Raw genomic sequence first — 25447 nt, 5'->3', positions numbered from 1 at the left:
CACGGGCCGTGCGGCTCACCGACGTGACCAAGCGGTACGGCCGGGGCCGGTCGGCCGTCACAGCCCTCGATCGCATCACCTTGACGGTCAACTCCGGTGAATTCGTCTGCGTTGTGGGGGCATCCGGCTGCGGTAAGAGCTCACTGCTGTCGCTGATCGCCGCGATGGACCAACCGTCCGCCGGCGAGCTCAGCACCGATGGGCAACGGGTGGCCTTGATGTTTCAGGAACCGGCGCTGTTCCCATGGCTGACGTCGGCCGCCAACGTCGAGTTGGCCTTGCGGGCGCGCTCGGTGCCGCGCCCGCAACGCCGCCAGCGGACGACTGACTTGTTGCAAACGGTGGGCTTGGCTGACTTCGCCGACAAGCGTCCTCATCAGCTGTCCGGTGGCATGCAGCAGCGCGTCGCATTGGCGCGTGCGCTCGCCCAAGACGCCGACGTCTTGCTGATGGACGAGCCATTCGGGGCGCTGGATGCCCTGACCCGTGATCGCCTGCACGAGGAGCTGGAGCGCATCGTTGACGAACGCGGACTGACCGTCGTGTTCGTTACGCACAACGTTCGCGAGGCAGTGCGACTCGCCGACCGTGTCGTATTGCTCAGCCCGCGGCCCGGTCGCATCGTCGAAGAGATCGCGGTCCCGGTGGCGCGCCGCCACAGAGTCAACAACCCGGACGTTGCCGAATTGGCCTCCCGCATCTCCACCCAGCTACGGAACGAGGGAAACCGTGGCGGTGCTTGACAGCGATCTCGCTACCAAGAGTCACCGGCCTGCGCTGACGCCCCAAGCGCCGCGCCCGAACCGGGTGCGGATCAGGTCGGTGCTGGCGGCGATGCGGGCGAAAGTCTTTGCCGTCGCGATGGTTCTGCTGATCTGGCAGCTCGTGTACCTCAGCGGGTGGAAGCCGTCATTCGTGCTGCCCGGCCCCGGAACCGTCGCGGCCAACCTCTGGCAGCGGCTGCATGAGGCCGTGCTGTGGGACGCGATCGGGATCACGATGTGCCGTGCGCTGGCCGGTTTCGCGCTGGCATTGCTCATCGGCTCGGTCGTCGGCGCAGTGATCGCGCAAAACCGGCTGCTGCGCACGGCATTCGGGCCGGTGATCACCGGTCTGCAGACCATGCCGGCCATCGCCTGGTTTCCCTTCGCCATCATTTTCTTCGGGCTGCACACGTCGGCGATCCTGTTCGTCGTCGTCATCGGCGCCGCACCGTCGGTGGCCACCGGGGTGCTCGCCGGAGCCGGACAAATCCCGCCCCTGCAGCTGCGGGTCGCAAAAAACTTGGGATTGCACGGCTTTGGGCTCTACCGGCACGTGGTTCTGCCCGCCTCGCTACCGATGTTCGTCGCCGGCCTGCGCCAGGGATGGGCGTTCGCCTGGCGTAGCTTGATGGCCGGCGAATTGGTGGTGCTGATCAGCGACACCGCGTCGATCGGGGTGCTGTTGGAAAACGCTCAGAACCTCAGCGATATGCCGTCGGCGATGGCCATCATGATCGTGATCCTTTTGATCGGCATTGCCATCGACGCCGTCTTCGACGCGGCCGATCAGCGTATCCGCCGGTATTGGGGACTGATCGAAACCAATTCTGAATGACTCGACCATCCACTCGGACAAGGAGCCCCATGCCGGAGGACCACCACGATCATCGACTGCCGGACAGCCCATTTCGTCTTTGGGCGTTCGGTGATGCGCACGTCGGGACAGACAAGCGCTACGGCAGACGGAGCCTGGCCGAGGCGATAACGCATTCGGAGGCCGGCGGATCCGAAGGTGGCCCACCGTTCGAGTGGGATATCGCCATCGACGTCGGCGACATGTCCGGGGCCCATCACCATCTTCCCGACGACGCCGAGGGATCCGAGCTTCGCCGCCAGTTCGCGAGCCTGCGTCGCCACCGACGCGAGGCCATCTACAGCGTCTGCGGCAATCACGACCGCAGCGGCCTACACGAGCCCGAGGCATGGTGGTGGCAGAAGTGGGTAGATCCCCTTGGACAGCACACCGAATTCTCCGGAGTCGACGCCAACGCGCGGCCTTATCCAGTCGAGGGCGCGTGGGACCACTATTCCTTCCGGGTGGGCAACCTCTTGTTCCTCATGCTCAGCGACCGCAACGAACCCACCCAGACCGTGGGGCGGGGCCCGCTCGGCGGCAACCCGGGCGGCGTCGTCAGCGGCGAGGCGTTCCGCTGGTGGAAACACATGGTGCTGAGCAACCCCGATTCGATCATCATCGTCGTCCACCATTACGTCCTCAAGGACACCACCGTGGCCTCCGGGGAGTGGGAAGGCGTTCGCAAAGGGCCGGACGGGCAGCTGCTGGAGCACTATCATCGCCCGTTCGAACTCGGAACCCCACACGCGGCGTCCTATCTGTATTGGGTGGACAGCAAACCAGACTCCGGGGCGTTCGAAGACTTCCTCACCGAACATCCCGGCCGGGTTCACTTGTGGATCGCCGGGCACACCCACACCCACCCCGACGACAGCTATGGCGGCAAAACCCATATCGAACAACGCTGGGGCACATGGTTTCTCAACGTCGCATCACTGAGCCGCCACCATATGCCCATTACCACACTTCCGATCAGCAGGCTGCTCACCTTCACGCCCGGCAGAGCTGAGGTGCGGGTCCAGTGCTACCTGCACACCAGCCAATACGCACCGCAAGGCTGGTATCCCAAGGCCGAACGGAGCCTCACGCTCAATAAGGCGTTCGTGGCACCGGCGAACCATTCGCTTGAGCGGACAGGCGCATCGCGCTCGGCCGTCGTTAGGTGACGCGCAGCTGAAGTGAGTAATCAGTGAGTCTCGGTGAGCTACCACCGGAAATCAATTCCGGCCGACTGTATTCAGGTCCCGGCTCGGCCTCGATGAGCCTGGCGGCTGAGGCGTGGGATGAAACGGCGGCGCAGTTATACGACATCGCGGAGAGCTATGGCTCGGTGGCGTCGATGCTATTCCAGGTAGAGCAGCACCCGGCGTCGATCGCGGTCGCGGCGGCGGTGGTGTCCTTTACCGCATGGCTCAATGCCGTCGCCGCCCGCGCGCGGCAGGCCGCGCGCCAAGCGAGAGCGTCCGCCGACGCATTCGAGTCCGCGTTAGGGGCGGTGGTGCCGCCGTCGGTGATCGACGCCAACCGCGCGCTGCGGCTGGCGCTCGTGACGGCAAACGGCCTGGCCCAAAACGGCCCCGCAATCGCCGACACGGACGCTGGCTACGAACGGATCTGGGCACAGGACGCCGACGCCATGTACGCCTATGCCGCAGCCGCTGCGGCCGCGTCAACTCTGGCACCATTCGACTCGCCGCCGACCGTGGGATCGGGCCAGCACGACCCCGCGGTCGCAGAAACCGCGTGGAGCCTGATCGCGGCTCCGCAAGTGGTATCGGCCGGCGGCCACGTGATGCCCGTGATTCCCCGAGCGCTGCGGGCGCTGTCTCGTTCGCCGATAACGACATTCGACGCATGCCTGTCCGCGGCGACATCACCGCTGTCAAAACTGGGTTCACTGTCCGCTCCCACCGACTTCGCGATAAGCCGTCTGAGTTCGCTTAACAAGACAGCGTCACTGAAAAGGGCCGCAGCGTTGCTGCCGCTCCCGGGTCAGGTCGGCGGCGCTACGACCTCGGCAACGGCGCGGTTAGGTCGCGCGTCCTCGATCGGGGCACTGTCGGTGCCCCAATCCTGGGCCAAAGCCGCGATGCCCCGCGGCATTGAGCTCGAGACATCGGATAGCGACTATGTCCTGATCGACCCGTCCAACCTCCTGTGGTGAGCGGGCATCCGGCCTCACAATACCGCTGTGTCTCAGGACTATTCGCAGTGTGGCGCTACAGACGTTGGGCAGCAAAATCCGCGCCCTGGTCGACCATGCCGTTCGCCGCGTACAGGGTATGCGCGATCCCGGGCGGTCCAGGAGGTGCGCCATTGCAAACCGTGTCGTCGGGGGCGCACAACTGAATGGTCTTGCCTGCGTACAGCGGACCGATCGTAATGGGTGGCGCGCCGGCGCCGCGCAGGAATTCATTGGAGGGTGTTCCGAACAGGACCACCGCGGCCACGTGATCAGCGACCGCCCGCGGCAACGGCTGCGGCACATAGGACACGAACTCCTGTGGCACTTCCTTGGGTATGGCAGGGGAGGTCACAAAGCCGGCCACGGCAGCGCCTTGGGAATACCCGCCGAGCACCATTTTGGTTCTGGGGCAGTTCGACGCCGTGGATTCGATGTGGCCGCCGGCGTCCTTGATCCCGTCCACAAAGGTTCGGGCGAAGGCGATGCCTCCGTTGAAGTCGCCGCTCGCCTCGTAGTTGACCGGAGAGACGCGCACCGACTTTCCGCCGACTCGCGAGCTGAGCGCGTCGACGAACGCCTGCCCGACCCCGCCGACCCCGGGTGGTTCGCCGGTGCCGCGAGCAAAGACCACGTCGACGTCGGGACACGGTTCGGCGGAGGCCGCCGGGACGGGCGCGCTCAACAGCGCCGCCGAGGCTGTTACTACCGCAGTAGCGAGATAGCGAATGGATCGTAGCGAGCTCATGCATGCGAATGCCCAGACGCGATTGACCCGAAACCGGCAATTATTCAGCGGCAGCGGACTGAGGTTCTGCCTGCCACTGAGGGTGAGGCAACCAGGCCGGCGCGCCGCATCACGACGAGCGCGCTGCACGCCTGGCGCGGTGTCGGGCCCTGACTCTTCCTCAGCGTCCGTCAAGCGTCAGGCGCGATCTCAACGGGATGTTCGCTCAACGGCTCAATCACAATTCCCACGTTCTTCATCACCTCAATTGAGCGGTTGGTCTCCAGCACGTCTTTAATGTCTCCCTCAACTATCATGTACGCGGCGCGGTTCATTCGTTCATAGAACTCGTTCATCGTCTCCACGCTGCGAAAAACCGGGACGAACCACGCACCGTCGCGTTCAAGCAAAAACGGCTTTTGTTTGCCGTCCTTCGTGTCGCCAAAAGGAGTGGAGTAGTAGACCTTAGCGTCGCGAGCAGCTTTTTCGGCCGGCTTCTTCTTTCTGAATGGCCACACAATTTTCTCCCTTCCGCCGGACGCCGTTGCTTCTGGCAACCGCCGCCGGGGCAAGCGCGGCGATCGTGGTCATCTGGCAGACCGCTCGAGGCGCAGCACGGCGATGTCATCGGTAAACCCACCGTGTGGCTGGGCAAGCTGGTGGGCACTGTCGATGAGCGCGTCGACGAATTGTATGCCGGGCAAGTGTGCGTGGGAACGGGCCAGAGCGAGCAGACCGTCCTCGTCCAGGGGTTGGCTGCCGTTGCTTGAAAACCCTTGGAAGAGTCCGTCGGTCACCAACACCAGGCCCTGATCATCCGGCAGTTCCAGCTCGTGTTGTGGCCAGTCGTCGGCGCGCAGTCCCAGCGCCGGGCCGGCCGGAGGCATGATCCATTCCACGGTGCCGCCGCCGTGTAACAACATCCCGGGATGCCCGGCACGGATCGTTTTGAGGCGCGGGTTGTCGGGGGAGATTTGCAGGGTGAGCGCCGTGGCGCAGATCCCCGAGCCGCTTCGTTCTGAACGCAGCACTCGCTCGAGGTGGTGCATCCTCGCCACGTCGTGCACGCCGGCGAGGGTGAGCGCACGAAACGCGATCCGCAATGCCGCACCTAGTGGTGCCTCATGGGGACCGTCCTCAGCGACCTCACCGATCAGCACATGCACGGTGCGGTCAGGTGTTTGGATGACGTCGTAGAAATCTCCGCATAGCAGCGCGTGCTCGCGGCTGGGCCGGTACCGGGCGACGACGTCGACGCCCGGGTTGTCGAGTAGCAGCGGGGAGGCCGATAGGCCCCGTTCGAGTATGGCGTTCTCGCGGGCCCGCAGCTGGGTGGCATCCAGGTCGACGGCCATCAGCTCGGTGCGCTTGCGTTCGATCGCATACAGCAGCGCACGGCGCACCACGTCGGGTTGGACGCGGCCCTTGACCAAGAAGTCCTGGGCACCGGCCGCCACCGCCGTAGCTCCGAAATCTTCATCGTTCAGCCCCGTCAGCACGACAATCGGTACGGTGGCATCACGTTTGGTGATGCGCTCGAGAGCGTCCATTCCGCTGGCGTCCGGCAGATGCAGATCCAGCAGCACGCAGTCGGGCCGGGCCGAGGCAAACACCTGCTCCGCGTGTGCCATCGACCGCGCCCACACCAGCCGTACGCTGGCGGCATCATCGATCAGATCTTCGACGAGTAGCGCATCGGCGCGGTCGTCCTCGATCAGCAGCACGGACAAGGACCGCGCGGCGGGCGTGACGGGAGCACGCAACGGAATCAATTCCCGATCATCGGTGAAGGCCCAGGTCGACTCGGGTTGTTCGCGGGACCTGTCGTGCGTTGCGTGCAGGCCCACCACGTTCAGATCTCGCCCGCGGCGCCGCGGGTGTGGCGTTTCACCATTGCGGCAGCGACGTCGACGAGCTTGATGTTGGCCTCTTGGGAGACGCGGCGCAGCGTATCGAAGGCCTCGGCTTCGGTGAGGTCGTTGAGCGCCATCAGCATGCCGATGGCTTTGCCGATCTCGCGGTTGCTGGCAAGGCCGCGTTGCAATGTCGCGGCATCTTCGCCTTGAGCCACGGCGTTGGCGGCGACGCCGGCGAAAGCCGCCAAAAGGATTGCGCGTTCGACAGCCACCATGTCGAACGCATTGGGGCTGTCGGAGAACAGGTTTAGGGCGCCGATTTTGTGAGGGCCGACAAGCAGGCGAAAGCCCATGATTCCGTGCACCGGTGTTTCGGTGAGGACCCGGGCGGCCAGAGCGGGCCACTGACTGCCGGCGCGGAGATCGGGATCGATTTGTGGGGTTTCCTCCGAGATGGCATCCAGGCAAGGGCCTTCGCCGAGCGCTTGCTCGAGCTTGTCGATCTTGCGGGCGACGCTGTCGCTGGCTGCCGCCGTCGTGGCGATGTGGTTGTCGCGCAACATGACGCTGGCATGGTCGCAGCCGGGAACCATGAGTGTGGCTGCGATGCAGATCGCAGCATAGATCTCTGCGGGCGTTGAGCCTTGGTAGACGATGTCGGCTAAGCCGGTAAATACCGCGGTGGGCTCGGCACGCGAACGCGATGCCGCCACATCGGGGGATTCGTTACCGTCTGGCATCCTCAACCCGCCTCGTCATAGCCTCACGCCACCAAAGGTGCGCCGGCGCGCCAGGTTTCGACCTGGCCGGCCCTTGGCTCCCGCCGGCCCGCAACTTCGCTGTGGCAATATTCTGCCCACTTGTGAGCGTGACCCCCTCCCGATGTCGGTACGGCGCGGGCGCCTGTCGCAGTCCGCGCGCTGCCGAACTCCGTTGTAAAACCACGTGACCGCAGTGCCCGTACGTTCATCCCGCCGATCCTGCGCTGACCTGCCCGGCGGAGTGCCCGGTCGCTTGCGTTGCGTTGTGCGGCGGTGCCGGCTGCAACTCCACGTTCGTCAGTTGAAGCACGCCGACCAGCCTGGTGGGGATTCGTTGACCGGTTCGCAGGATCACGGTGCGGCCGTTGGTGCGCGCGTAGTGGTCGAGAGTGTAAAGCTGCTGGTGACTGATGAACTCTAGGCCTTGCGCGTCGATGACGATCAGCGGGTCATCGTCGAGCAGCGACCAAATGCGTTGCAATGCGGTGGTGTAGAGCCCGTCGCTGTGTAAGTCGATATTGCCGGTCAGCGCGAACGTTGCTTGCGGTGCAGGGTGCAGCCGGAAACGGGGCGCACGCTCACCGAGATCGGGGTGAAGGCAAATGAGTTCGTCCGCCGCACCCGCCAGCTGATGGGTGTCGTAGGCGCACAGCGCGGAAAAGGGCAGCCCTGTCATCGTGCGGGAGAGGAGGAACTCAAATTGCGACAGGGCGGCGCGTTGGTCGGGGCGGCGGGCCAGTGTCGTAGCGTCGACGACCACGCGAAAGCCGTTGTAACCATTTAGGATTGCGTGATCGAGGGCCGCCACACTGATGGCCACTGCGGTATGGGGGTCCACAATGTCGGTGCCGTCTAAGACGGCGTAGAACTTCGATGCCGGTGTCACGCCGACACCGCCGGCCGTAAGCCGGTCGGCGATGCCGGGCAGCGCCGTCAATTCCGCCCACAATTGCTCGCGGCTGCCGTGCCCGACGAATTCGATCCAGTAATTATGGGCGAGTCCCTCGGCGATGTACCGCGCAGCGCGGGCGTGGAAGTCGGTGCGGTCCTGGAACTTCCAGCCGAGATGCTCGAAAGCCGAGGTCACCTCTGCTGCTGTGGGCTCCATGGAATCAAGCGTCGAGCACGTCGGCGGTGGCTGCGTGCAGAGCCAATCCTGATTCCGCGCCATCAGTCGATGGGGTTTCCAGACCAGTCACCCGGCGCGGGTGGTGGGTTATCAGGCGCCGGCGCGGGAATCGGGGGATTCCCGGCATCTTGATTAAGCCGCCCGGCGGCGAAATTTGCGCCCTGGTCAATCATGCTGCTGTTGTCCGCATAGGTGTTGTGCGCGGCGAAATTGAGGCCATCAGAACACACCGGGTCCTCGGGAACGCACACCTTGATGGTCTTGGCCGCATACGTCGGTCCGATGACCACCGGCGGCTGACCCAGGAAGTTCATGGCCCGCACATTGGGCATTCCGAACAGCACCACCGCGGCGACGTGATCGGCCACTTCAGGTGCTAATGGTTTCGGTACCGTTGCGGGATCAACGCCCTCGGGCACCGCATCCGAGGTGACAAAGCCCATCACGGCCGCGCCCTGCGAATAGCCGCCGAGCACCATCTTGGTCCTGGGGCATCCGTTGGCCGTGGAAACCACATGCGCGCCAGCGTCTTTGATGCCCTCGAGGCCGGTGTCCCACTGGTCGCTGGCGGGGTAGTTGACCGGGTACACGTCGAACGAGCCGGCGCGCACCCGCGAGCGCACAGCGTCAACGAACGCCTGTCCCGTCGGGCCCACGCCCGGTGGCTCACCGGTGCCGCGTGCGAACACCACCTCGACATCGGGACATCCCCGGGCGACGGCGAGGGGAACCGCGGCGGACGGGAGCACCGATGCCAGCGCAATACCTACAAATCCAACGACCAAATGCACGCGCACGTTTCGTATTCCTCGTCGTTTCGGGCCTGAGCGGAACCGCAGTGCACCGTTCGGCCGCAACGGACCAGAGTCGCATTGCTGGTGGCTGACGAGCACGCCGCGTCGTTTACAGCGTAAACAGCAGGGCTTACGTTGTAAACAGGTGGGCGCGATTGTTGGGTTGTCGGCGGCGACAGCCCTATTAGCGACGAGCCATCAGAAGTTCGATGCGATCGAGCAACGACTCGAGTCCCTCTTCGAACTCTGCGGTGCTGTGATCCTCGGACAACATCGGTTGTAACCGCTGCAGGCACGGGTAGCCCGTGAGATGCCGACGCGGTGGTTCGCCGTCGAGAATGGCCTCGTCCGGATGTAGTTCGGCGCCGTGGGCGTGCACTTCCAGAAGCAACTGGCCCAGCAGGAACGTGGTGTAGGCGCGGTAGGCGGCCACTGCCGCATCGTCGTCGAAGCCGTAGGAGAAGAGCGTCTCGAGGAAGGTTTCCATCCAGCGCAGGCTGCGCAGCGGCGGGCGGACCCATGGCGCTTCGGGCGCATGCGTGGCCAACAGCGGGAATATCTGCGGGTGTTCAAGGGCGATTTGGCGTACCCCATGCGCCAGGCGTACCAAGTAGTCCTGCCAGCCGTCCTCTTGACGACGCGCGGCAAGTTGTTCGGCGTGGAGGCGATCAACGATGCGGTCAATGATGCCGGTGAGCAGGTCACCACGACTGTGAACGTGGCGGTACAGCGCCATCGCCTCCACGCCGCAGGCCGCCCCCAGCCGACGCATGGTCAGCTGCGGCAGACCGTCGCGGTCAACGAGCGCGATGGCGGTATCCAAAACCACTTCGCGGGTCAACCGCGCGCCCCGGGGAGCATCGTCTCCATCAGCCGATGTCACCACCTGCTGGTCAGCATCGGCTATGTCACGCTGTGTGCGGTCGCGGCCATCACCGTTCACCGAATCGCCTCCTACGTTGGATCGGTGACGTGTCATCGAAGATTCGGCCTATACAAGTGGTGTTTGTCGACCAGATGCGGCGAGATGATCACCTCGGTAATTCTTTGTATCGCCGACTCTACAGCTGCTACCGATCGCAATAGGGGCGATTGCGGGCATCTCAGTAGATAAGGAAGCCGACCCGGCAGCGATTCCTGACTGGCGCGCTCGGCCCCGATAAGCGTCGAAGTCCGCGACCGCGGCAGCAACATCACGTCGACGCTTCTCAACGCCCGGTCGGCGCCGCTCCCGTCTATACGAGACCTGACGATTGCTCCGCGGTTCCGGCTGCGGTAACGGCCCCTGGTTCCCTCCAGACCTTTGGTGCCACAGACGGATTCGTGCCACTAGCCATCAACGGCGATGCACGCCAGGCGCGCTAAAATCCTTCTTAGCCGCTACGGCGGTCGCATCCCAGCGATAGAGTTTTTCTCGTGCGAGTGGACCGCGAGCGTGTCTTCGCCGCTGTCGCGAACGAGCGGCGCCGGATCGCGACACTGGTCGAAGGGTTGGACGACACCCAGCTGGCAACGCCAAGCCTGTGTGCCGGCTGGGACGTCAAGACGGTGGCCGCCCATCTCGCCTGCTCGGTCGCTGATGGACTCCCGCCGGCCATGACGATGGCTCTGCGCCGCGGCAGCCTGAACCGCGCGATTGATGAGCTCGCGCGTCGTCGTGCGCAGCGGCCGGCCGCAGAAATCGTTGCCACCCTGCGTCAGTGCGCCGATCACCCTTTGAGCCCGCCGGTGATCGGGCCGGTGGCTCCGTTCACCGATATCTTGATCCACGGCGGCGACATCAGCATTCCGCTCGGGCTCCCGTTTGATCCCGATCCCGAAAGCGTCGGGCTTGCGCTGGATTTCCTGACTGGGCCATGGCCCGTTGGCTTCGTGCGGCTGGGCCGACTGCGGGGCATCTCGTTGCACGGCACCGACATTGATCGATCCTGGCGTAAGGGAGCCGAAATCCGGGGCCGCGCGTCCGCTTTGATGATGGCCGTCAGCGGCCGCAGCGCGCTGCTGGACAAACTCGATGGGCCCGGACTGCCTGTACTGCGCCAACGGCTGCTGTCCGCTTGACGATGGGTGCATTGGTGCCGGGTAGGGGAGATGTGATCAGTCCGCGACCCATCGCTCCAGAGCGGCCAGCGATGCGACCAGGTAATCCTCAGAGAAAATGGGCATTTCACCAACGCGTTCTCGGAAGTGCTGCGGCGTGCCGCTCCAGTCGTAAGTGAGGGTGACGTCCGTGCGGTGGCCGTTGGGGGCGAGGTCGTAACGCCAGAACCACCCGCCGGGCACATGCCCGCCCGCGTCGTCGAGCACGCCCGGCATCCACCCGATGACACGGTTCTCGTCGAACACGTTGACCAGATTGTGCGTGACGTAGTCGCCTCCCGCCCGCGTGAGGTACATGTTCATCGCGAACATCTGTCCCGCGCCGGTGAGCGGCGCAGTGTCGACCGGGTCGCGGACCCAGTCGGTGGGCTCGGTGTCCTGGTGGCGCGCTGGGTCGACGAGGACAGCGAAAATCTCGGCCGGGGTCGCGGCGATGGTGCGGGTGACGACGTATCGTTCATCGCTGGCGCTCATGCGTTGTCCTCGTTTGTCCCTGGGCCGTAGGCGGCTGCGATAGCGGGGGAGTCGAGCCATCCGGAGTATGTGGGTCGCGAGGGCCAGCCTTCGGGTGAATCGAGCCATTCCTCCTGGCGGCCCCATGGCAGGACGTCGATCAACGCGAAGGTGTGACTGAGTTGTTCGGTGCCCCGCCCGTTCGTATGCCACGTGCGGTACACGGTGCCGCCGTCGCGTAGGAACACGTTGACGCCGAAACCGCCGCCGGGTGGCGCATCCATGTCGGCGGCGAAGGGGCTCTGCGATGACGAATACCAATCCATGCGATTGCCGACCTTGCGCTTGTAGGCGAGTGCTTCCTCGATCGGTCCGTTGGTGACAACGACGAACCGGGCGTCATAGCGGTCGAGGAACTCCAGCCGGGTGAACTGTGACGTAAAGCCGGTGCACCCGCTGCACTGCCACTCCGCGCCGTCCGACCACATGTGGTGGTAGACGATGAGCTGGGCGCGACCGTCGAACACGTCGACCAGGCGGATGGGCCCGTCGGCACCGATCAGAATGTAGTCGGGCAACTCGACCATCGGCAGTCGGCGGCGCTGCGCGGCGATCGCATCCAGCTCGCGGGTGGCGGCCTTCTCACGTTTGCGCAGTTTGTCGAGTTCGGCGCGCCAGGTTCGGTGATCGACCACAGGCGGCAAGGCCGCGGTTTCGGGGGGCATGGCATCTACCTTCGCTCTCGATTTGTTCGTCTGGAAGGACTGACTGCCGGAGCGCCCGGGATTCATCGGTAGGGATGGGCGGCCCGTCGATGCCGCCGCTAGCGATGTCACATGTTGCCGCCCCGTCCCGTCTAGCGAATGAGGAACAGACAAGCCAATTGTGGGAGAGGCGGCATGATGAAGCGCTTGAGTGGCATTGCGCGGGCATACCTGATCGCGGTGACGGCCTTTGTCGGGACGGTCACCACCGGCATCGGGATCTGGTGTGTGCTCGATCCGCCCTCATTCGCCCGTGCCGTCGGGTTTGGCGAGCACCAGCACTTTCTGCACGACGTGGGCGCGTTCCAGATAGGCCTGGGAATCACGCTGCTGCTCGCCCTGATCTGGGCGGACGCTCTGGCTGTCGCCCTCGCGGGGTTCATTGTGGCCAACACCGTGCATACCGTGAACCACGTGATGGACCTTGACCTGGGAGGTTCGCCCGCCCAAGCGTGGGCGCTCGGTGCGGTATCGGTGGCCCTGGTCGCGGCGTTCGTGCTGCGGCTACATCAACTGGGCTACGTACTGGGCAGCGTTCCCATGGCCACCAGCCAGACGTTGGCGCCATTGGTGCGCCAGAAGACGATCCGGCTGATCACCTTTCGCAAGGACGGCACCCCCGGCTCGAGCCCCGTCAGCATCGTCGTGGACGGCGATCGCGCCTACTTCCGGAGTTTCGAGCAAGCGGTCAAGATCCGCCGGATCCGGCGTAACCCAACCGTCGAATTCGGGCCGTCCACGGGGTCGGGCAAGCCGACGGGACCCGTGCAACCTGGCGTCGTGCGCTTGCTCGACGGAGATGAGTATCGGCAGGTGGGGCGCCTGCTGCGGCAGAAGTATCCCTTCCTGCACGGCGTCCTGGTCCCGTCGGCGCATCGCTTGATGCGGTCCAAGTTCGGTCGCACGGTCCACGCGGAGCTGACCCCGTCGTCTCGATTCGAGTAGCCCAACGTCGCGCTTCCAGGTTCAGCAACGCCACTCTTCAACGTGCCACCGCGGTCGAGATATCGGGCGAGGTTTCTCAGCGATTCTGATCCGCGCGCACCGGTGGCAGGCTTGCACGGGTGAGCGATGTCGTGCGGGATTTCGAGTCTCAGCGGCCGCGTCTGTTCGGGTTGGCATACCGGCTGTTGGGGTCGGCGAGCGAGGCGGAAGACGCCGTGCAGGACGCGTACCTGCGCCTGCACCGCGCTGATGCGGAGGCCATCGAATCGCTGCCGGCCTGGCTCACCACGGCCGTCACGAACCTGTGCCTCACCCGGCTCACGTCGGCCCGCGCCCGCCGGGAGGTCTACCCCGGCCCGTGGCTTCCCGAACCCGTTCTCACCGACGACCGGACGCTCGGGCCGCTCGAGACCGCCGAACAGCGCGAGTCGGTATCGATCGCGCTGCTGAGCCTGATGGAGCGACTCGGGCCCACCGAGCGTGCGGCGTTCGTGCTCCGAGAAGCGTTCGCCTACAGCCATTTCGAGATCGCCGAGATCCTGGAAACCTCGGAAGCCAATGCCCGCCAGCTGTACCGGCGGGCGCGCCAGCGGCTGGGTGAGCCCCGGCGGCGCTTCCAACCGGACCGGGCGCAGTGGCGGCGCCTCGTCGAACGGTTCTTTACCGCCGCCCGAGCCGGCGACGTGGACGGACTCGTCGAAATCTTGACCGACACCGTGACGTCGACGGCCGATGGCGGCGGCAAGGTGGCGGCCGCCCGGCGCGTCGTCTCGGGCCGCGATCGGACGGCCCGCTATGTGGCGCGCGTGTTCGGCAGGAACCTGGCGCAGGCGGGTCCGCGTCTCGACGTCGCCGAGATCAACGGCGAGCCCGCGATGCTGGCGTTCGACGGCGACACGCTGGCCGGCGTCCTGTGCTTCGACATCGCCGGGGACCAGATAGCGGCGCTGCGGGTCTTGGCCAATCCGGACAAATTGCGCTTTCTTGCCAAGCAGTTGTCACATCCGGTGGCGCCATCCGGTTCATAAGACGTGACGAACTGTGTACTCGTAACCGGCGGCACCGGAACTGTAGGCCGCGTCGTCGTCGACCAGCTGACGGCCGCGGGCAAGGACGTCCGGGTCCTGAGCCGCGGACGGCGCCCGAACCAACGCGCGGACGTCGAACATGTCGTGGGGGACGTGCAGACCGGTGCTGGGCTCGATGCTGCGCTGGACGGCGTCGACACGATCGTGCACTGCGTCTATCCCACCGAGCACCTGGTCGCGGCTGCCAAACGGGCGGGTTCAGCGCATCTGCTGTACGTCTCCATCGTCGGGATCGATCGCGTTCCCTTCGCCTTCTACCGCAGAATGCTCGCCAACGAACGCACGATCGCCGAGTCGGGCGTGCCATGGACGGTGCTGCGGGCGACGCAGTTTCACGACCTGATCGCTTTCGTATTGCGCGTGCTCGCGAAACCGCCGGTCATGGCGCTGCCGTCAGGCCTGAAATTCCAACCGGTCGACGTGCGCGACGTGGGCGAACGGTTGGCGGGTTTGGCCCTCGGCGAGCCGATCGGGCGCGCACCAGATTTCGGGGGTCCACAGGCGCGTACGCTCGACGATCTCGCCCGCAGCTACCTGGCGATTGCCGGTAGGCGTCGTCCCATGGTCCCGATCCGATTGCCCGGCAAGGTATTTGGTGGGATTCGTGGCGGCGGGCTGCTGACCCCCGAGCACACCGCCGGCACGATCACGTTCGAGCAATACCTCGAAGAACAGCAAGCCGCCGGCCGGCTGCCGTACCGCGACGCCATCCGCGCTTACTTGAGGCGACGATGACCAGCCCCGTGCTGCGCGGCGGACTGTGGTTTTTGGCATTCGTGGAAGTCGCGGTCGGGCTCGTCGCGACGCTGGCTCCTCGGGCCTTTTACGACTATGTCCCGTGGGTCGATCGCATCCCGCCCTACTCCGAACACCTCATGCGCGATTACGGCGCGATGAACCTCGCGCTGGCACTCGTCGTCGTCGCCGCCGCGATGACGATGGAACGACGCTTGGTCCGGGTCGCACTGGGCGCCTACCTGCTGTTCGCAGTCCCGCACTTGGTCTTCCACGTCACACACCTCGAGAACGTCACGACGACGGCCGCGGTTGCGCAGACCACAACCCTCGCGATCGCCACGCTGCCGACCGGGTTGCTGATCCTCACCCGAGGGCGCGACTAAGGGGAGTCCGGGGACGGATCAAGGCTAGATTTCATGACGGTTTCGGTTGGGCAAAGGTACTGCGGCTTACCCGCGATGCGAGGCCCGATGTCGCCTCTGCGGCTTTAGTGTTGCTGGTATGGCGGGAGTGGACAATTGCGTGAAGCGCTGGCGCACAGCGCTTCACGCGGCCGTGGCGGCCTTGATGGTTGTCATACTCGGACTCGCCATCACGCCGGCAGCTCACGCGGCCGCTGCCACGGCAACGTTATCGGTGTCCCATTCGTGGCAGAGCGGTTTCATCGCCCACTTCACCGTCACCAACTCGAGCATGGCGCCGCTGAACGATTGGAAACTCGAATTCGACTTGCCGGCGGGCGAATCCGTCTTGCACGCGTGGAACAGCACCGTCACGCAGACTGGCACGCACCATGTGCTCACTCCCGCGAATTGGAATCGCGTCATTGCGCCCGGTAGTTCGGCCACAGGTGGTTTCAGGGGCGTGCTGAGCGGTACCTACTCACCACCGGTGAATTGCGTGCTCAACGGGCAATATCCTTGCACTTAGCGCCGACGGTGCACTGAGCCTGTGCCGCTCCGGGGCCCACCGGCCCAAGCCGGGCGCCGATGCGCTTCTTGCCGTGCAGCGGCGAGTTCGTTGCCTCCGAGCGCAGCGCAACGCACTACGTAGCCAAAAACTTCGGAGGTAGAGAATGCCACCAACGAAGGGATCGTGGGATCCCGCCACCAGCGTAGGAACCACGGCGACGATGGCGGCCGCGGCGCGGGCCATAGCGACCGCCAATGGTGACATCAACGATCCCTTCGCCGAGCCGTTGGTCCGCGCGGTCGGCGTGACCTTTCTGACCCGCTGGGCTACCGGTGAGCTGTCCGCGTCGGATGTCGACGTGGAGGGCAGCCCGTGGGGCCTGGCACAGATGCCCGCGTCGATCGCGGCGCGCACACGGTACTTCGACGAATTCTTTGCGGATGCCGCCGCGGCTGGCATCCGCCAGGCCGTCATCCTCGCCTCGGGCCTGGATACCCGCGCGTATCGGTTGGGGTGGCCCGGAGGGATGACGGTGTTCGAGATCGATCAACCGGCCGTCATCGAGTTCAAGACAACGACGCTGACCAGTCTTGGCGCCGAACCCAAAGCCGACGTGCGCCCCGTCGCGACCGACCTGCGCCAGGATTGGCCGACGGCGCTGAACGCGGCGGGCTTCGAGCCCAACAGAGCTTCGGCGTGGATCGCCGAGGGGCTGTTTGGCTACCTGGCACCCGGGGCCCAGGACCAGCTGCTCGACACCGTCACCGCGCTCAGCGCGCCAGGAAGTCGACTCGGCACCGAGGCCGTCCCGAATACGGCCGACATGGACCCCGACGCGGCCCACGAACGCATGCAGGCGGCGACCGCCAAGTGGCGCCGGCACGGCTTTGAACCCGACTTCACCGTGATCGAGTTCGAGGGCGAGCGCCACGACGTCGGCGCGTACCTCGACGCGCGCGGCTGGACATCGGTCGCAACTCCAATGGGTCGACTGCTCGCGGACCACGAGTTGGGGCCGATCCCACAGACCGACGACAATCGACAAACGATGAACGGTGTCACCTACTACACGTCGACGCTGGGCACAGGGCGGGCTATCAGTGGAATCCTGGGAGGATGACCAAGCGCATCCTCAACGTCGTCTCCAACGTCGCCCATTACGACGACCCCGCCGAGCCGACCGGGCTGTGGCTCTCCGAGTTGACGCACGCCTATGACGTCTTCGCCGAAGCGGGTTACGAACAGACGATCGTCAGCCCGAAAGGCGGCGCTTCACCGCTGGAGCCGCGCTCGTTGAAGTTCCCCAGTTTCGGCAAGAGCGCCAAGGCCTGGAAGGCCGACGATACGAAGATGGCGCTGCTGGCCCGCACCGCCGCACCCGATGAGATCGACTCGACGGCCTATGACGCGATTTACTTCACCGGCGGCCACGCGGTCATGTATGACTTCCCGGATAGCGAAGGCCTGCAACGCATCACGCGCGAGATCTTCGAGCACGGGGGAGTCGTGTCCTCGGTCTGCCACGGCTACTGCGGCCTGCTCAACACCAAGCTGTCGGACGGATCGCTCTTGGTTGCCGGGCGCAAGCTCACCGGGTTCGCCTGGTCGGAGGAGGTCCTGGCCCGGGTCAACAAGCTGGTGCCTTATAACGCCGAAGCGGAAATCAAGAAGCGCGGCGCCCGCTACGTTAAGGGTCTGATTCCCTTCGCCTCGCACGTCGTTGTCGATGGGCGGCTGGTCACAGGCCAGAATCCGGGATCGGCCAAGGCTACCGCCAAGAAGATCGTCTCGGTGCTGGGCAGCTGACAAAGCTGCGGTGATCCTCCGTTAGGTGCCCTGGCTCGCCGTCGATGACCGCGGGTAAGTTCGTTCGGAGCCACGACGACCGCCTGCCTTAGGGAAGACGCGAGAGGAAGCTCATGAGAACCATCGCATACCGCCACGCGGCAGTCGCCGGCCTGGCCGCCGTCGCACTGATTGCTGTGGGCTGCGGCAATGGCAAGAGCGTCGACGCGTCGGCACCGCCTCACGCAGGGGCGAGCGCCACCTCCACGTCTAAACCCCCGGCGCCGCCCGCGGAGGTGAAGCTCATCGGTGAGGGCAACGTCGAGGTGATCCTGACCGGCCCGATCGCCGCCAAGTACTCGTCGGCAACCCAGGATCAGAAGCAGGCCCTCGGCAAACCGCTGACGGGTGACCGCAACGCGGGAAAACGGGAGAGCGGCTTGGTATTTCAGCAGTTTCAGGGTGGCGTGATCACCGCCAGGAACGACGCGGCCGGTACACCCGCGTTTATCACCACGGGCAAGATCCGGGAGGCATGGAATGTTCCGCGCGACCCGAACGGCGCGCCCGCGATCACCGGCAATAACGGGTCGGCGGGACCGCTGGGCTTTCCGACCAGCGACGTGAACACCGTTGGCGATCTGCTTGTATCGAACTTCGAGCACGGCAAAATCGAGTACAACCCGAAGACCGGCCAGGTCGAAGTGACGGTAAACGGCAACGTCGTACCATCCGGGCTGTAGCCCGCGGCCCCAACTCCCAGTCACGGGTCGTCGTCTGGCGCCAACAGACGAATGTTGATCTGAAACACCCCCTGCTGAGGAATTGTCAATTCCTGTGGATGGGTGATCTGTTTCCCGCTTCCCCGACATTGCGTTGTGGCGGTGATCGCGTCGGCGGGAGGCGTTGATCAGGAAACGCGGTCAGAGGCGGTTGGCGGCGGCTGCGATGAATTCGTCGAGTTGGTGGTTGGGTTCGTCGCCGCCCATGGACACCGCAGTTAGTAGATCCCAGGTGGGGTGGTATTCAAACTGGCCGCTGGCGTGCATCCAGTGCCGCAGGAAGCGATCTGCGACGGCTTGTCCGTGGTGCATGGCCAGGTTCACGCGGAAGTGGGCGATATCCTCCTGGACGGGTCCGGCGCACGACGAGACCCAGTCGACAAGTCCGGATATTTTGCCTTGCTGCCACAAGATGTTGCCGGGATGAAAATCGCGGTGTAAGAACACACGGTCGCTGCTTGGGCGCACGTCATGGTACGTGGTGACGGCGCGTTCCCATGCCCACCGGTAGCGGGTCCACGTCGGTGGGGCGTTCTCCGGCGGGTAAGGCTCCCTCCGGCGTAACTGTTGCGGCGCCGGTATGGCATGAATCGTCATCATGACGTCGATGACGGCGTCCAGCCATGGGTCCAGCTCTGGTGGGTCCCACACGACGGCGCCTGGCAGTGCGGTCATCAATACGGTGGGCACACCGGTGTCCTGTCCGTGCGGGTCGGCGGCAATCACCTTCGGCGCTGGAACCGATGTGTCGGCCAAAAGACCTAAGATCAGTACCTCGTTCGCAGGAGCCCACGGCTCGTCGCGGATCCAGTCCAAGACGAATCGCTGCAGGATCACAGCGCTTCGGTTATCGAGAACAAGACGGTGAATCGCCGCGGACTGGCCGCCTTCCAACGGCCGCTGCGCAATGACCTGACATTTTGTCTGGCGCTCAACCCATGCCAGTACGCCCGGTGGAACTGGAGCACGCAACTGATCGTGCAACTCATCATCAATGTCGAATCCGTACGGCGGCATCCGCCTTATCCTGTCGAACGGGCCGAGCCGTCGATCACCTCAGGCGGATTAATTCCACACCAGAGGGAGTCGATGTCATAGCCAAAGCTTGCCTCAGGCCACCAAGGCTAATCGCGACGTGCGATAGCGGAACCGTCCGGATTACCGGTAACACTGCATATTCGAATCCGTCGTATTCAGGCGCCAGTCCCGATGTCATGCCTTCAGAATCGCCGAGTGGCCAGCGCAATGCCGAGCGCGATTTCGAGGGGACGGGCGTTGCGCATGGTCCATTGTTCCTGGAGCGGGGAGGTTGTGCTGCGACCGTTAAGGAGCGTTGCCGCAATCTTGATCTCGCACTCTTACCGTGGGTATACGAGATAACGCCTGTTGGCGACCGCAATCCTGGGGGTTCATATGACGACCGCAATCGCCGCGCTTGAGGCAATCGAGAAGGATGCGGACGACGCGAACGATCTTCTCTTGGCGGTCGCAGCAATCAACGCGGTTGCGCCCCTAAGGGAAACCGCTCTTGTCGACGAACCGCGTTGGCGCCTCACGGAAGAAGAGATCGTGGGCGTGTCGATTACGGTGATTTGGGTGTCCCTCATGGTGGTGATCAGCGTCGCCGTGGGCACGGCCTTGACGATGAGTTAGCGACCGGAGCTCACTGATCAGTCAACCCGCACACAGGGTGAGGCGCTTTTCAGCGGTTGCATATGGGCACATTCCACCATGCAAAAGCTGGTGGTGCAGTGTGCACACGGGATTAGATTCGCGAGCTGGTTGCCTCAGATCCTCCTCGGTGAGCACGGCCTCCAGCGGGCCTGATTCATCAGATGAACCCGGCGTAGTTCTGCCGTCTGGCGCATAAGCCCACGCCAGCCCTGGGTCAGATTGCACCGCAACATCTTTGATGTCGGCGCTTAACCGACTTATTCCATGGACGCTCGCGCTGCGTGCTCTGCGACGAGCATGAGCGGCGCGTTGGTATTGCCGGAAGTGGCGGCAACACCTTATCGCACGTCGCCGCTTGGACGACCCGCATGGAGGTTCCACTGGCCGCAGTCGGGGGCCAGGACGTCGTTGACGTCCACTTCGAATCCGCCGACCTTCGGCCCGGGATTGGACGCGGTGCTCACGACGCGCTGGTAGAGAACAGCGGCGGGGTGGACCTGATCACCGGACCAGGCTCGAGTTTGCCAGGCCCACCGGCGGCCAGGTGTGCTCGAAGACCCGATAACGCCATCGGCCGCGGCCCACTGGCAGACCCTGACACCTCCGTAGACCCCGGTGCGCTGAACCCCAAGAACTGAGTTGATTCCGCGAAACCACGGCAGCGCGGTGTGAATCCAGGTGTTGCGGTTGATGTCCTCGTCGATGGTGAAGAAAATCGGCGCACTCTGGCCGCCGCCTGCCGCGGTGTGCAAACGCCAGGCGGTGCGCGCATCCGCGACGCCGCCCGCGTAGCCCCGCGTGAAGTCTGACGGTGTCGACCCGCCCGGCTTGCCGTATTGGTAGTTACTGACAATCACCAAACCCGCGGCTGTCAGTGAGTCGGCGTAGGACCGAGTGATGGGCTTGGCGCCGAACGAGGAGCCGGGACGTGACAACGAGACGTAGTTGACCACCCCGCTATAGCCGGCAGCCCGGATCTGCTGCGCCGGAATCTGGTGTGCGGCAAAGTCGATCAGCTGAGGGGGAGCGGCGGCAGTCGCTGTCGGCATGCCGCAAGCTACCGATGCGGCACCCAGACCGGCCAACGTGGCGGCGTAGCGCAGCGCGTCGCGCCGGGAGACAGTGCGCAATGGCACATCGGTGGCGGCAGAGGGCAAATTGCGCACGGCGCAAGGTTAAACATGTGACTGTTGTTACCGATAGTGCTGCGCCAGTCGAAACGCGGTTGCATGCCCAAATAGATACCAAGCGGTGATCGTTCGGCTATAACCGCGAAAGGACATGCGGGAGAACGACCTACCGACGATCGCCCGCGCTGCGCGCTCGGCGATGCGCATGGTCGGCGCGTTGGTGTTGCCGGAAGTGATGGTGGGCATAGCCGAAGCATCGGCCGGTAAACATCCATATTGGATTGGTGCATATCCGTCCCGCGCCGCAGCAGGGAGGGTCTTTAGTCACGATGGCAACTTCACCGCGGGTCACCCTGCTCGCCGCGCAGTGCAGGAGCACGACTGTGCTGTGGTCGCTAAGGACCGTTACCGCAATCGTGATCTCGCGCTCGTATCTTCGGATATACGAGAAAGCCGAAGCTTCGACCGTCCATTAACGCCTATCGGCGTCCCGGGGGCTGATATGACGACCGCAATCGCCGCGCACGACCCGGTCGACAAAGACGCGGCCGACGGGCATGATGATCTCCTTTTGGCGGGTTAGCCCGACGCAGCTTCGCGCCTCTACGGCGAACGGAACCTTGAGCAGACCATCAGCGCGCGGACGGCCGCCAACCCTGTGAGATCAACGTCCGCCTCACTGATACCGCAAATGCCGCAACGATAGCCTTGCTCGGCTCGAAGGGCGTGGTACTGCTCAGGGTTTGAGTTGTCCGCACCCATTAACGGGAGAGCAGCGGATCAACTCCAAGTCTGACGGTGTCAATGTCATGCCCAACTCATGCCGCAGGACACCGATACTGATGGCAACGTCCGAGAGTGGAGCCTTCTCCCGATTACCCGACATAATGTCGCTTATCGGCATAATGCTCACCGGCGCAAGGCGGCTAGCGCGCCCGCGTCGGGGCTAAAACGAGTCCAGTAACCCTTGTCCACTGCCTTCCATGGCAGCAAGCCGAGAACGCTCAGTTGGCAAATCTGTCGCGTGGGTACGCGCCAGTCGCGCGAATGAACCAACTCTTGTGATCGTCTGATCGAGCGCTTCCGCACGACATCGCGCGCAGCCCATTGAGTGATCCTCGGCCTCGCTCGCCTGACCGGGCCTTTACCGCCATCATTACGTCACAGTGACGAATTGCGTTGTGGCGGCGGGCACATAAGGCCCGCACCAATGTGCGGCCAATGCGGGTCCGATGCTGGGCGCGGACGCGCTACGGCCCCGATCCCACCTCGCCGCGCTCGGCGAGGGTACGTACGAGGCGCTACTCCGGCGGCGGGGGCGCCACTGGCTGGCACGCATTGGCCCCCGGGTTCCACCAGTTGCCCGGACCGCAATCAGGGGGTGCCGTCGGCTGGCACGCATTGGCCCCGGGATTCCACCAATTGCCAGGACCGCAATCAGGGGGCGGCGGTGCCACCGGCTGGCACGCATTGGCCCCCGGGTTCCACCAGTTGCCGGCACCGCAATCCGGGGGCTGGGCGGAGGCCACGCCGGACGATACCGCCGCCACGTAGGCCATTGGTCCTAATGCCACCGCCACGGTGCACACGACGCGACGAACGAACACACTCATCGAGCCCTCCCATCTCAGGCGTCCAGACTTTAGCTGGGCGTGAGTGTAAACCGACTACCCAATCCGGCGGCCTCGCAATCACTACCTCGCACTTTTACGCAGCGGCTTCCGGGCCCCCGCGAGGTGGGTGGGAATCCCCGACCCGCCCGATTCGTCACGGTGACGATTATGCAAGGCGGTAAGCGCTACTGCGATCACATCGTGGCCGGCTCGGCTTACGACTCCTTCGTCGGGCGCAGAGAGCTCCACGAGACTCCGATCACCACGAGACAGTGTAAGGATATGGCGGAGAAGAGACACCGGGTCGCGCTACAGACCGCACCCGACCACCGTATCCCCTTCCCCACCGTGGAAAACCCTATGGCCTAATTACGTCACTGTGACGGAATTGCCTTGCGGCGCGGCCATATTGAGACGGTACGATGTCACGCGTTGCGATAGTGAACCATCGGAACGTGCACTGTGACTGTCCCATCAATTGCGCGTCGGAAAATACATCTCCTGTTTCACCGTGCACACCAGTTCGCCGGTGCGGTTGAACATCGTCCCACTCGCCAGTGCCAGCGAACCGGCGCTACTCGGCGAGGACCGGTCGTAGAGAAGCCAATCCGACAACGCCGCCGGACCGTGGAACCACACCGAATGGTCGCGCTGCGCCGATGCCCCGACACCGCCGCGTGCGGCATATGCCGGTTCGGTCAACGTCACCGCCGACAGGTACGCCACCAGGCTGGCGGTCAGCACCGGGTCACCGGGAACTCGCCCGTCGGGTCGCCACCACATCGGCGCGCGGGCGGGCGGAGCAGCCTCGGTGTCGATGATCCGGCGCTCGAACCAGCGCAGGCTCGCCCACCGCCCTTGGGCGCTCTCGTCGGATTCCGCGAGATGCGGGGCAACCCACGGCAAGGATTCCGGGCTGGAAGCCGGCGGCATAGGTGGCTGATAGACGACCTGCGCGGGAGCGAAATCGGCGACTTTGAACGACGACATGGCCTCCATCAGAATCTTGCCGTCTTGGCGTGCGGTGACCCGTCGAGCAGAAAACGTCCGGCCTTCTTGGAGGTCGACGACCTCGAAATCAACCGGGTGACGCGAGTCGCCGGGCCGCAGGAAGTACGTGTGGACGCTGTGCGGCGTTCGGCCCGGTGCGGTATGGCTTGCCGCCAACAACGCCTGAGCCGAGATGTGCCCACCGAGTATATGGTTGGCGGGCGCGGGAAGCTGCCGCCCGACGAAAAGCCACTGATCGACTCGGTCGAGCTCCAAGGTGGCGAGCACGTCGCCGAGCGAAGATGACATCACGACGTATCTTGCCGGATCCTCACTCACGCGCTGAGTCGCCGGTACCGTTGCAGCCGCCGCAACGCCGGTGCCGACGCCGACCCCGACACAGGCTGCAGCGCGTCATCGAGCCGCGCGCGTACGGCGGGGATGTCGAGATGCATCCCGATCGCCACGAGGCAATTGGCCATTGCTCCCGACGGCGCCTTCGCGATGTGGACGGCGCCACCCACCAAGTTGATCACGTATTCGCGCACGGTCGCGCGCTCCCACACAGCCACAATGCCTTTCATCCTGAACACCTGCGGAGGCGGCTGTTCGAGAAGATCGACCAGGGCGTCGGGGTCGATACAACCAGCGCCGGCCACGGTGACCGCATCAGCATGGACGTGGTCATGCTCGTGCTCGGGCACCAAGTCCAGGAACGAGAGCTGGCCAACCTGTCCGGACGTGCCAGACGCGTCGAAGAGCAGCTCCGGGTCGATCCGGCCACCCGATGTGCCCACGACATGAACGTGCGGGTTCCGTTGCGCCGCACGCTGTGTGACGCGCTGCACCACAGCCGACCTCTCGCAGTCAGGCACTTGGTCGAGCTTGTTGACAACGATCAGCGACGCCGCACCATAGCGGACCGGCGGTAGCGTCCCGGAGTCGACGGTGTCGAAATGGTTCACCGCATCGACGACATCCACGAGTCCCCCCGGCCGGACCCCCCGTATCTCGCTGAAACCGATGATCCGCGCGATCGCCACGGGGTCGGCCAGACCACTGGCCTCGACGACGATGGCATCAAGGCGCCGGGCCGGATCCGCGAGTTTGACGAGTGCGTCGTCGAGCCCACCGCCATCGGGCAGGCAACAGATGCATCCGCCGGCGATCGAGGCCGGTTCGTCGACCTGACCGGCCACCAGAGAAGCGTCGATGTTGATGTCGCCGAAATCATTCACCACGACACCGATTCGGGTGCCGGGATGGCGCAACAAGTGGTTGAGCAGCGTCGTCTTGCCAGCGCCGAGATGACCGGTGAGCGCGATGACGGGTATCGCAGCCAATGCCCTACCTTCCGCACCGACATCCGGACGTCCGATGCTAACCGGCGCCATATCACGGTCG

The 25447-nt window shown here is 64.7% G+C and carries 28 protein-coding genes; 15 read left to right on the top strand and 13 right to left on the bottom strand.

From position 1 onward, the window contains the following. Positions 1-8: 8 nt before the first annotated feature. From P6281_RS12290 to P6281_RS12275, 4 genes are all read left to right on the top strand, one after another. Positions 9-743, top strand: a complete 735-nt coding sequence (locus P6281_RS12290) for an ABC transporter ATP-binding protein (protein WP_008256573.1) — start codon at positions 9-11, stop codon at positions 741-743. Between the two features lie 64 nt (positions 744-807). Beyond that, the gene (locus P6281_RS12285; protein WP_014384679.1) at positions 808-1599 is read left to right on the top strand and encodes an ABC transporter permease; all 792 of its coding nucleotides are present in this window, start codon (positions 808-810) and stop codon (positions 1597-1599) included. Between the two features lie 29 nt (positions 1600-1628). Next, entirely contained in the window at positions 1629-2786 is a 1158-nt protein-coding gene (locus P6281_RS12280) for a metallophosphoesterase (RefSeq protein WP_008256571.1), read from the top strand. A 23-nt stretch (positions 2787-2809) separates the two neighbouring features. Further along, the gene (locus P6281_RS12275) at positions 2810-3784 is read left to right on the top strand and encodes a PPE family protein (protein WP_014384678.1); all 975 of its coding nucleotides are present in this window, start codon (positions 2810-2812) and stop codon (positions 3782-3784) included. Positions 3785-3839: 55 nt separating this feature from the next. Here the strand turns inward: P6281_RS12275 and P6281_RS12270 are convergent, their stop codons facing one another. The 7 genes from P6281_RS12270 to P6281_RS12240 all read right to left on the bottom strand — a co-directional run bounded on the left by P6281_RS12270 (position 3840) and on the right by P6281_RS12240 (position 10012). Then, the gene (locus P6281_RS12270) at positions 3840-4550 is read right to left on the bottom strand and encodes a cutinase family protein (RefSeq protein ID WP_014380113.1); all 711 of its coding nucleotides are present in this window, start codon (positions 4548-4550) and stop codon (positions 3840-3842) included. A 170-nt stretch (positions 4551-4720) separates the two neighbouring features. Next, entirely contained in the window at positions 4721-5047 is a 327-nt protein-coding gene (locus P6281_RS12265) for an SseB family protein (protein WP_008256568.1), read from the bottom strand. 69 nt (positions 5048-5116) lie between these two features. After that, entirely contained in the window at positions 5117-6259 is a 1143-nt protein-coding gene (locus P6281_RS12260) for a PP2C family protein-serine/threonine phosphatase (protein WP_201407244.1), read from the bottom strand. A 122-nt stretch (positions 6260-6381) separates the two neighbouring features. Beyond that, on the bottom strand, positions 6382-7125 hold the full coding sequence (locus P6281_RS12255; RefSeq protein ID WP_014380110.1) for a GAF and ANTAR domain-containing protein: 744 nt from the start codon (positions 7123-7125) through the stop codon (positions 6382-6384). 226 nt (positions 7126-7351) lie between these two features. Beyond that, a complete protein-coding gene (locus P6281_RS12250) occupies positions 7352-8233 on the bottom strand; it encodes an MEDS domain-containing protein (protein WP_324738956.1) in 882 nt (293 codons plus the stop codon). Between the two features lie 83 nt (positions 8234-8316). Continuing rightward, positions 8317-9066, bottom strand: a complete 750-nt coding sequence (locus P6281_RS12245; protein WP_036428861.1) for a cutinase family protein — start codon at positions 9064-9066, stop codon at positions 8317-8319. Positions 9067-9253: 187 nt separating this feature from the next. Continuing rightward, on the bottom strand, positions 9254-10012 hold the full coding sequence (locus P6281_RS12240; RefSeq protein WP_014380107.1) for a TetR/AcrR family transcriptional regulator C-terminal domain-containing protein: 759 nt from the start codon (positions 10010-10012) through the stop codon (positions 9254-9256). Between the two features lie 479 nt (positions 10013-10491). Here P6281_RS12240 and P6281_RS12235 point away from each other — a divergent pair, with 479 nt between their 5' ends. Further along, positions 10492-11130 carry a maleylpyruvate isomerase family mycothiol-dependent enzyme gene (locus tag P6281_RS12235; protein WP_008256561.1) on the top strand — a complete coding sequence of 213 codons (639 nt, stop codon included), beginning with the start codon at positions 10492-10494 and terminating at the stop codon, positions 11128-11130. Between the two features lie 36 nt (positions 11131-11166). On the opposite strand, the gene P6281_RS12230 is transcribed toward P6281_RS12235, so the two are convergent. Next, positions 11167-11643, bottom strand: coding sequence for an ATPase (locus P6281_RS12230; protein ID WP_014384673.1), 477 nt, complete (start codon positions 11641-11643; stop codon positions 11167-11169). Then, a complete protein-coding gene (locus tag P6281_RS12225) occupies positions 11640-12347 on the bottom strand; it encodes a DUF899 domain-containing protein (RefSeq protein WP_008256559.1) in 708 nt (235 codons plus the stop codon). The genes P6281_RS12230 and P6281_RS12225 overlap by 4 nt, the downstream gene beginning before the upstream one ends. Positions 12348-12521: 174 nt before the next feature. Here P6281_RS12225 and P6281_RS12220 point away from each other — a divergent pair, with 174 nt between their 5' ends. From P6281_RS12220 to P6281_RS12185, 8 genes are all read left to right on the top strand, one after another. Next, positions 12522-13331: a PPOX class F420-dependent oxidoreductase gene (locus tag P6281_RS12220; RefSeq protein ID WP_008256558.1), complete on the top strand. Its 810-nt coding sequence runs from the start codon at positions 12522-12524 to the stop codon at positions 13329-13331. Positions 13332-13450: 119 nt separating this feature from the next. Then, positions 13451-14359, top strand: a complete 909-nt coding sequence (locus P6281_RS12215; RefSeq protein ID WP_008256557.1) for an RNA polymerase sigma-70 factor — start codon at positions 13451-13453, stop codon at positions 14357-14359. Between the two features lie 3 nt (positions 14360-14362). Next, complete coding sequence (locus P6281_RS12210) at positions 14363-15154, top strand: SDR family oxidoreductase (protein WP_095763210.1); 792 nt, start codon at positions 14363-14365, stop codon at positions 15152-15154. Further along, on the top strand, positions 15151-15540 hold the full coding sequence (locus P6281_RS12205) for a hypothetical protein (RefSeq protein ID WP_008256554.1): 390 nt from the start codon (positions 15151-15153) through the stop codon (positions 15538-15540). The genes P6281_RS12210 and P6281_RS12205 overlap by 4 nt, the downstream gene beginning before the upstream one ends. A gap of 118 nt (positions 15541-15658) precedes the next feature. Then, entirely contained in the window at positions 15659-16087 is a 429-nt protein-coding gene (locus P6281_RS12200) for a cellulose-binding domain-containing protein (protein WP_080588015.1), read from the top strand. Between the two features lie 145 nt (positions 16088-16232). Beyond that, entirely contained in the window at positions 16233-17189 is a 957-nt protein-coding gene (locus P6281_RS12195; RefSeq protein ID WP_036428858.1) for an SAM-dependent methyltransferase, read from the top strand. Then, positions 17186-17875 (top strand): type 1 glutamine amidotransferase domain-containing protein, encoded by a 690-nt coding sequence (locus P6281_RS12190; protein ID WP_008256548.1) that lies wholly within the window; start codon positions 17186-17188, stop codon positions 17873-17875. Before P6281_RS12195 ends, P6281_RS12190 begins: the two co-directional genes overlap by 4 nt. Before the next feature lie 113 nt (positions 17876-17988). Next, the gene (locus tag P6281_RS12185) at positions 17989-18597 is read left to right on the top strand and encodes an LGFP repeat-containing protein (protein WP_026071605.1); all 609 of its coding nucleotides are present in this window, start codon (positions 17989-17991) and stop codon (positions 18595-18597) included. A gap of 180 nt (positions 18598-18777) precedes the next feature. Here P6281_RS12185 and P6281_RS12180 read toward each other — a convergent pair whose 3' ends face one another. Then, positions 18778-19653: a phosphotransferase family protein gene (locus tag P6281_RS12180; protein WP_324738913.1), complete on the bottom strand. Its 876-nt coding sequence runs from the start codon at positions 19651-19653 to the stop codon at positions 18778-18780. A gap of 396 nt (positions 19654-20049) precedes the next feature. On the opposite strand from P6281_RS12180, the gene P6281_RS12175 reads away from it, so the two are divergent. Beyond that, on the top strand, positions 20050-20289 hold the full coding sequence (locus P6281_RS12175; RefSeq protein ID WP_014382512.1) for a hypothetical protein: 240 nt from the start codon (positions 20050-20052) through the stop codon (positions 20287-20289). A gap of 359 nt (positions 20290-20648) precedes the next feature. On the opposite strand, the gene P6281_RS12170 is transcribed toward P6281_RS12175, so the two are convergent. Continuing rightward, positions 20649-21476, bottom strand: a complete 828-nt coding sequence (locus tag P6281_RS12170) for a DUF1906 domain-containing protein (RefSeq protein ID WP_008256524.1) — start codon at positions 21474-21476, stop codon at positions 20649-20651. A gap of 115 nt (positions 21477-21591) precedes the next feature. On the opposite strand from P6281_RS12170, the gene P6281_RS26165 reads away from it, so the two are divergent. Beyond that, on the top strand, positions 21592-22023 hold the full coding sequence (locus P6281_RS26165; RefSeq protein WP_197538612.1) for a hypothetical protein: 432 nt from the start codon (positions 21592-21594) through the stop codon (positions 22021-22023). Between the two features lie 1504 nt (positions 22024-23527). Here the strand turns inward: P6281_RS26165 and P6281_RS12160 are convergent. After that, positions 23528-24352 (bottom strand): acyl-CoA thioesterase, encoded by an 825-nt coding sequence (locus tag P6281_RS12160; RefSeq protein WP_008256521.1) that lies wholly within the window; start codon positions 24350-24352, stop codon positions 23528-23530. A gap of 26 nt (positions 24353-24378) precedes the next feature. Further along, entirely contained in the window at positions 24379-25386 is a 1008-nt protein-coding gene (locus tag P6281_RS12155) for a CobW family GTP-binding protein (protein WP_008256520.1), read from the bottom strand. Between the last annotated feature and the right edge of the window lie 61 nt (positions 25387-25447).

Origin of the sequence: Mycobacterium sp. 5-140-3-2, from assembly GCF_035666375.1 — a bacterium.
GTDB classification, from domain to species: domain Bacteria; phylum Actinomycetota; class Actinomycetes; order Mycobacteriales; family Mycobacteriaceae; genus Mycobacterium; species Mycobacterium intracellulare.
The sequence above is the reverse complement of the archived record's forward strand: the minus strand, read 5'-3'. Positions and strand labels throughout refer to the sequence as shown.